Source organism: Nocardioides sp. 31GB23, assembly GCF_040012395.1.
Lineage (GTDB): Bacteria > Actinomycetota > Actinomycetes > Propionibacteriales > Nocardioidaceae > Nocardioides > Nocardioides salarius.
Genome location: NZ_JBDYKJ010000116.1, coordinates 1 through 7142 on the forward strand (window position 1 = coordinate 1; position 7142 = coordinate 7142).

General features: G+C 71.7%; 7 protein-coding genes. 3 read left to right on the plus strand and 4 right to left on the minus strand.

The genetic code is table 11. The annotated features are described in order from the left end of the window. Positions 1 to 180: 180 nt before the first annotated feature. Together ABKW28_RS22275 and ABKW28_RS22280 are read right to left on the minus strand one after the other, a co-directional pair. Complete coding sequence (locus ABKW28_RS22275) at positions 181 to 789, minus strand: CueP family metal-binding protein (RefSeq protein WP_348613392.1); 609 nt, start codon at positions 787 to 789, stop codon at positions 181 to 183. A gap of 99 nt (positions 790 to 888) precedes the next feature. Next, positions 889 to 1791, minus strand: coding sequence for an LLM class flavin-dependent oxidoreductase (locus tag ABKW28_RS22280; protein ID WP_348613394.1), 903 nt, complete (start codon positions 1789 to 1791; stop codon positions 889 to 891). Positions 1792 to 1856: 65 nt separating this feature from the next. On the opposite strand from ABKW28_RS22280, the gene ABKW28_RS22285 reads away from it, so the two are divergent. After that, the gene (locus ABKW28_RS22285) at positions 1857 to 2672 is read left to right on the plus strand and encodes a hypothetical protein (protein WP_348613396.1); all 816 of its coding nucleotides are present in this window, start codon (positions 1857 to 1859) and stop codon (positions 2670 to 2672) included. Between the two features lie 4 nt (positions 2673 to 2676). Here ABKW28_RS22285 and ABKW28_RS22290 read toward each other — a convergent pair whose 3' ends face one another. Further along, on the minus strand, positions 2677 to 2922 hold the full coding sequence (locus ABKW28_RS22290) for a helix-turn-helix transcriptional regulator (protein ID WP_348613398.1): 246 nt from the start codon (positions 2920 to 2922) through the stop codon (positions 2677 to 2679). Then, entirely contained in the window at positions 2922 to 3428 is a 507-nt protein-coding gene (locus ABKW28_RS22295; RefSeq protein WP_348613402.1) for a DUF2975 domain-containing protein, read from the minus strand. The genes ABKW28_RS22290 and ABKW28_RS22295 overlap by 1 nt, the downstream gene beginning before the upstream one ends. 228 nt (positions 3429 to 3656) lie before the next feature. Here ABKW28_RS22295 and ABKW28_RS22300 point away from each other — a divergent pair, with 228 nt between their 5' ends. Together ABKW28_RS22300 and ABKW28_RS22305 are read left to right on the plus strand one after the other, a co-directional pair. Continuing rightward, a complete protein-coding gene (locus ABKW28_RS22300) occupies positions 3657 to 5132 on the plus strand; it encodes an AMP-binding protein (protein WP_193670716.1) in 1476 nt (491 codons plus the stop codon). A gap of 98 nt (positions 5133 to 5230) precedes the next feature. Next, positions 5231 to 7099 (plus strand): DUF3556 domain-containing protein, encoded by a 1869-nt coding sequence (locus tag ABKW28_RS22305; RefSeq protein WP_348613404.1) that lies wholly within the window; start codon positions 5231 to 5233, stop codon positions 7097 to 7099. Positions 7100 to 7142: the final 43 nt, after the last annotated feature.

Below are 7142 nucleotides of genomic sequence, written 5' to 3' on the forward strand. Positions count from 1 at the left end.
TGAAGTATCTCAGGGCCCACCGACAAAGCACCAGGTCAGAAGCCGTTTTCCACAGGCGGATCGAAACTTTTTTCGAGGAGTTCGAGTCGGTGCGGAAGCGACCGGTCGGTGGTGCAAAAGCGACCGGTCGGTGGTGCGAAACTGACTGCTCGGCCGGCCTCAGTAGCCGACGGAGCCGGATCAGGTCAGCTGCAGGGTCGTGACGCAGGTGGGGTCGTCGGGGTTCCGGGTGGTGATCGGCGCCGTCCCGGTGCGCCCGTCGTGGGTGATCGTCAGGGTCGCGTCGAGGTCGCGCGGCACCCACAGGCCCACGAACCCGTTGTCGTAGGTCCGGCGGGTCTCGTCGACGAGCACCTCGCCGTCGGCGGTGGTCAGCGTGACGTCGACTCTCTCGTCGCCCAGCTCACCGACGCAGGTGGTGAGGCTGTGGAAGTGGCACTCGTGGGTCTGGTCCACGTAGGGCGCGACCGAGACGTAGACCTGGTCCTCCGGCATCGGCAGTCGCGCCTCGCGGCCCTGGTCGTCGGTGACCACGACGGCGTCCGGCTGCACGGAGGCCATCAGGTCGCCCGGCCGGTCGGCCAGGGCCATGGTGTCGAGCCGCTCGATGACCTCCGGGGCCTCGAGCCCCGCGAGGTCGTGGTCGGCCAGCACGGCGGCCGCCGCAGACGACGCAGAAGAAGAGGAGGAGGGCTGCGCCTCCGGGCCGGATGCGCAGCCGGCGAGCAGCAGCCCGCAGGCCACCACCGCTGCAGCGACGGACAGACGCGCTCTGGCAGGAGTCGACATGGGACCTCTCCGGACGATGGGTGGGGGGCGGCCCGCCCATCATCCCGCCCGCCCCCAAGGGCATCGGCCAGGGCATCGACGGGGCATCGACGGGGCCCGCTACCCCAGCCGTCGTACGACGTCGGCGGCGGCCGCGAGCTGGTCGCGGTCGCAGGAGGTCGGGATCAGCTGCACCTCGTCGCAGCCGAGGGCGGCGAACCCGCGCAGCGTCTCCTCGAGCTCGGCGGCGGTGCCGGCGAACCCGGTGGTGGGCGCCATGGCGTCGACGAGGGAGGCGGGCAGCCAGTTCATGTAGTGCCGCAGGTGGCGGTGCACCTGGGTGCGGGCGGCGCCGTCGCCGTCGTCGAGGGCGAACCAGAACGACGTGGTCAGCCTCGGCGCCGGCCGCCCCGCCTCGGCCCACGACGACCGGGCCAGGTCGAAGAGCGACGCGACGGCGTCCACGTCGAGGTCGAGGGTGACGCCGGCGAGCCCGTCGGCCCAGGTGGCGGCGTGCTGCACGGTGCGCGGGCCCATGGTGCCGACGAGCACGGGCGGCCCGCCCGCCTGCCCGGGCGGCGGCCCCACGGGCAGGGTCGCCTCGACGACCCGCTCCCCCGCCCACACCCGCCGCATCACGCCGACCCGCTCGGCCATCTCGCGCATCGTGCGGGTCGACAGGTCGGCACCCGCGGCGCGGTAGTCCTCGTCGCGCCCGCCGACCCCGACCCCCACGGTGAGCCGCCCGCCGCAGAGCCGGTCGGCGGTGGCGAGTGCCTTGGCCAGCGGCACCGGCTCGTGCAGCTGCGGCACCAGCACGGTGAGCGCGATCGGCACGTCGGTGGTCCAGGCCGTCACCGCCCCGAGCAGGGTGAGCGTCTCGGGGTTGTCGAAGGCCAGCCGCTCGCCGAAGCACAGCGACGACCAGGGCCCGGTGTCGATGGCGCGCGCCCAGGCCTCGAGCGTGCCGGGCTCGGCCCACAGGTCGGGCTCCATCACGGGCAGCGTCATGCCGATCTCCACGCCCGCACTCTCGCAGAGCAACCGGGCCGCCACAGCAGGTCGAGCGATCCCCTACCCTGCCGAGGGTGGGTCGACGACGAGAGGCACCGGTCGCGGCGATCCTGGTCGCGCTGCTGGCGGTCGGGGTCGTGGGCGGCACCGGCTACGCCTGGTCCCGCTGGAACGACCAGGTCGCCACCGACACCGATGTGGAGTCGGTCGTCGACCCGGGCTCGCGCGACGAGCAGCTGCCCGACGCGCCGGGCCTGCCGACCGCGGAGCCCGAGCCGGAGCCGGCGTACGAGCCGCCGACCTTCTCGACCCTCACCCCGACCGCCAACCGGCCCCGCCCGGTGCTGCTGCTGGTCGGCGACGGCTGGGCGGCCGGTGAGGGCGCCTCCGGCGACGACGCGTCGTACGCCGCTCGGCTGGGCAGCGACCTGGGCTGGGACGTGCGCGTGGTCGCCGAGCCGGGCGCGAGCTACCTCGCCGCGGACGAGGCGGGCGCCACGATCCCCGAGCTGTGGGCCGACGCCCCGCTCGCCGACATCGACCCCGACGCGGTGCTGGTGCAGGCCGACTACCCGGCGCCCGACCCCGACGTCGACGCGGTCACCGCGGCGATCTCCGAGCTGGGCGACCGGATCGGGGCCGACCTGCCCGGTGCGCCGGTGGTGGCGATCAGCTCGTTCCGCCCCGACGGCGTGAGCGCGAAGGACGAGACGGCGATGACGCGGGCGTGGCGCGCCTTCGACGGCACGCTGGTGCTGCGTCCGACCAGGCTGGGCTTCGCCGACCTGCCCACCGGCCCCGCCGGCAACCCCCTCGACGCGGGCCACGAGCTGATCGCGACCAGCCTCGAGGAGGCCTTCCGCGAGGCCGGGCTGGTGCCGGGCGGCTGAGCCGTCACGATCCCGCCGGGTCCCTCGGGTCCGTCGGCGGCGCAGAGTCGGGTTGCCAGCGCAGCAGGTCGCCGGGCTGGCAGTCGAGGACCTTGCAGAGCGCCTCGAGGGTGCTGAACCGCACCGCCTTGGCCCGCCCGTTCTTGAGCACCGCCAGGTTGGCGGGGGTGATGCCGACCCGCTCGGCGAGCGTGCCGACGGCCATCTTGCGGCGCGCGAGCATCACGTCGATGTCGACGACGATCGGCATCAGATGACCCCGTCGAGCTCGGCCTGCAGCCGCTTGGTCTCGTCGTCGAGCGCGACCGCCTGCGCCAGCAGGGTGCGCATCACGTAGACCACCAGCGCCACCCCGCCGGCCACCATCGCCAGCCCGCAGACGATGCCGACGGCTCCCGGCGCGATCTCGTCGTCGGGCGTGGTGCGGTTGGCGTACGCCGCCAGCACGGCCAGCCCCAGCACCACCACGGCCCCGGCGCCGATGGCCGCGATCACGCGGTCGACGTGACGGAAGGCCGCGAACGAGAAGACCGTCCCGTGGCGCACCATCGTCAGCAGCCGCCAGATCTCCACCCCGATCACCTGCAGCGCGAGGACGCCCACGACCAGCAGCGCCACCAGCGGGATACGCAGGTCGGCGCGGTCCTCCCCGCGCTCGAGCCAGAGCTGGAAGCCCAGCAGCACCTGCACACCCACCGACCCGACCAGGGCCAGCCCGATCACGCCCCGCAGGACCAGGACCACGCGTGTGTTCATCCGACACCCCTCTCGACCAACAGTGGATATCTATCGTAACTCGATAGACGACGCCAATGCCAAAACCGCCGACCACGCCGCGACCGGTGCGCCGTGCACAAAATGGCCCGCGAGGTTCGTCCCCAGCGCCGTAGGCGGTCGAGCGCCGCGTCCCTAGTGTCGTGGGTCACACCCCTCGGGGTGAGGCGGCCGTCCGGCCGCCCACCCCCGATCCGCCTTGGAGGTCCGATGCAGCTGGGCTACCTGCCGTGGGACGGCACGACGGCGCTCCGCGAGCGCCGCCACGAGATCGGTCTGCGCGACGACCGGGTCGAGCTGAGCTACGAGCAGTTCGAGACCCGGGTCGAGGCCTTCGCCGAGCAGCTCGCCGAGCAGGGATTCGGGCGGGGCGCGGTCCTGGCGATCATGCTGCCCAACCGCGTCGAGCTGCTCGTGGCCATGTTCGCCGCGTGGCGCCTCGGCGGCGCCGCCACCCCGGTCAACCCGGTGTTCACCGCGCACGAGGCCGAGCACCAGCTGGGAGACTCCGGTGCCGCCGTGGTGGTCAACCTCGGGCCCGACGCGCCCTCCGACGGGCGGTGCACGATCCACGTCGACGACATGCGCACCGAGCGCCGGGGCGAGGCCGTGCGTCCCGTCGCGCTGGCCGGCGACGACCTCGCGCTGCTGATCTACACGAGCGGATCGACCGGCCACCCCAAGGGCGTGATGCTCGACCACACGCACGCCGAGGCGATGTCCCGCTCGATGGCCGAGCACCTCCGGCTGACCCACGACGACCACTGCATGCTCATCCTGCCCCTGTTCCACGTGAACGCGATCATGGTCAGCGCGCTGGCCACGATGCGCTCCGGCGGCCAGCTCAGCGTGATCGGTCAGTTCTCGGCGCGGACCTTCTTCGACCGGGTCGAGCAGCTGCGCCCGACGTACTTCTCCGCGGTGCCGACCATCTACGCGGTCCTGGCCGCGCTGCCCGACGACGTCCGCCCCGACACCTCCTCGCTGCGCTTCGTCATCTGCGGCGCCGCACCGGTGTCCCGCGAGCTGCTGGAGAGGTCCCAGGAGCGCTACGGCTTCACGATCGTCGAGGGGTACGGCCTCACCGAGGGCACCTGCGCCTCCGCGTGCAACCCGGTCGACGGCGTCCGCAAGCTCGGCACCGTCGGGCCGGCCCTGCCCGGTCAGCGGCTCGCCATCGGTGGCGCCGACGGCGAGCACCTGCCTCCCGGTGAGGTCGGCGAGGTGCTCATCTCCGGGCCCACCGTGATGCGCGGCTACCTCAACCGGCCCGAGGCCACCGCCGAGACCGTCGTCGACGGGTGGCTGCACACCGGCGACGTGGGTCATCTCGACGCGGACGGCTACCTCACGATCGTCGACCGCGTGAAGGACATGATCATCCGCGGCGGGGAGAACATCTACCCCAAGGAGATCGAGGCGGTCCTGGCCGGTCTCGACGGTGTCCTCGAGGCCGCCGTCGTCGGCCGTGACGACGAGATGTACGGCGAGGTGCCGGTCGCCTACGTCAGCACCTACCCCGGCTCGGACCTCACCCAGGACGAGCTGCTCGACCACTGCCGCCGGCACCTGACGAGGGTGAAGGTGCCAGAGCGCATCGAGATCATCGACGCCCTGCCCAGGAACCCCGTCGGGAAGATCGACAAGCCCACGTTGCGCCGCGCCCTGGGGGCCCTGCCCGCCTGAGCGCACCACCGCCACCAGCACGACCAGCACGACCAGCACGACGGATGCAGCGCGAGGTCCTCGCGCTGGTTCCTCCTGCCCCGACGAAGGAGATCACTGTGGGATTCAAGACAGCAGACATGCCGCCGGTGGACCCGGCCCACTACGAGGACATGCCGTTCATGGACCGCATGCGGATGCTCGCCACCCACTGGGCCGAGTACGGCTTCGGTGGCCCGAAGTCGAACCACATGCTCTACGTCTACAAGCTCGTCTTCTACGCCGTCGGCGGCGTGCTCGTCATCGCGCTGACCACCCCGGGCCTGGGCGGCCTCGGCAACCTCGCCGGGTGGTGGGGCGAGCCGATCGTCTACCAGAAGCTGATGGTCTGGACCGTGCTCTTCGAGATCGTCGGCCTCGCGTCGTCCTCGGGCCCGCTGGCCTTCAAGTTCAAGCCCTTCATCGGCGGCTTCCTCTACTGGTCGCGCCGCCACACGCTGCGCCTGCCCCCGTGGCCCGGCAAGGTCCCCTTCACGCGAGGCGACCACCGCACCCCCGTCGACGTCACCATCTACCTGGTCATCCTGGCGGTGCTCGGCTTCCTGATGGTGACCCCGGGCGCCGAGACCTCCGCGATGCCGGGCAGCGACGCCGGGCTGCTCCCGCAGTGGGGCCTGCTCGCCTACGTCGCCCTGATCATCGTGATGGGGCTGCGCGACAAGGTCGTCTTCCTCGCCGCCCGCTCCGAGCAGTACGTCGCGGTGATGTTCTTCTTCGGCGTCCTGTCCCACCACGTCGACATGATCCTGGCCGCCAAGATCGCCATGGTCTCCATCTGGCTCGGTGCCGGCATCTCCAAGTTCGGCCACCACTTCACCAACGTGGTCCCGCCCATGGTCAGCAACACCCCCTGGATCACCTCGCTGCGCTTCAAGCGCTCGCTCTACCGCGACTACCCGGAGGACCTGCGCCCGTCGAAGGTCTCGTGGGGCTTCGCCCACGTCGGCGGCACCGTCGTCGAGCTGGTGCTGCCGATGGTCCTGCTGTTCTCGACGAGCCCGACCCTGACCTGGCTGGCGATCGCCGGCATGATCGCCTTCCACGTCTTCATCACCTCCACGTTCCCGCTGGCCGTGCCGCTGGAGTGGAACATCTTCTTCATCTTCGCGGCGGCCTGGATCTTCGGCGGGTTCCCCGCCTGGGACGGCTACGCCGTCACCGACATCAGCTCGGCCTGGCTGCTGCTGCCGGTCGTGGCCGCCTTCGTGACCTTCCCGATCCTGGGCAACCTGCGACCCGACCTGGTCTCCTTTCTGCCGTCCATGCGCCAGTACGCCGGCAACTGGGCCTCGGCCACGTGGGCCTTCCGCGGCGACGAGGCGGAGAACAAGCTCAACACCCACCTGGTGAAGTACAACGCCAACCAGGTCGACCAGCTGGCCGGCGCCTTCGGCAAGGACATCGCCGAGATCTTCATGCAGAAGGCGATGGCCTGGCGCACCATGCACAGCCAGGGCCGCGGCCTGATGTCGCTGATGATGCGCCACCTCGACCGGCTGGAGAACTACCGCATCCGCGAGGGAGAGTTCGTCTGCACGACCCTGGTGGGCTGGCAGTTCGGCGACGCCCACCTGCACAACGAGGCGACGATCAGTGCCGTGCAGAAGCGCTGCCGGTTCGAGCCCGGCGAGTGCATCGTGGTGTGGGTGGAGTCCCAGCCGATCCACCGCTCGACCCAGGAGTACAAGGTCATCGACGCCGCCCTGGGTGTCGTCGAGCGGGGCACCTGGAACGTGCGTGAGGCGGTCGACGAGCAGCCCTGGCTGCCCAACGGCCCCATCCCCCACACGGTGACGTGGCGGATGGCCGGCTACGAGCCGGCCGGCGACCACGTGCACCCGGTCGCGCAGGGTGCCGCCTCCGGGCGCACGGTGATCCCGGCACCCGCCGTCCCTGTCGCGCCGGCGGATGGCAGAGTCGAGGCGTGACCACCGCAGTCGTGGTCGGCAGCGGGCCCAACGGGCTCGCTGC

Excerpts from the sequence above, each read along its gene's own strand:
- ABKW28_RS22275 (WP_348613392.1), bottom strand. The coding sequence starts at position 789 with ATGTCGACTCCTGCCAGAGCGCGTCTGTCCGTCGCTGCAGCGGTGGTG.
- ABKW28_RS22295 (WP_348613402.1), bottom strand. The coding sequence starts at position 3,428 with ATGAACACACGCGTGGTCCTGGTCCTGCGGGGCGTGATCGGGCTGGCC.
- ABKW28_RS22300 (WP_193670716.1), top strand. The coding sequence starts at position 3,657 with ATGCAGCTGGGCTACCTGCCGTGGGACGGCACGACGGCGCTCCGCGAG.
- ABKW28_RS22290 (WP_348613398.1), bottom strand. The coding sequence starts at position 2,922 with ATGCCGATCGTCGTCGACATCGACGTGATGCTCGCGCGCCGCAAGATG.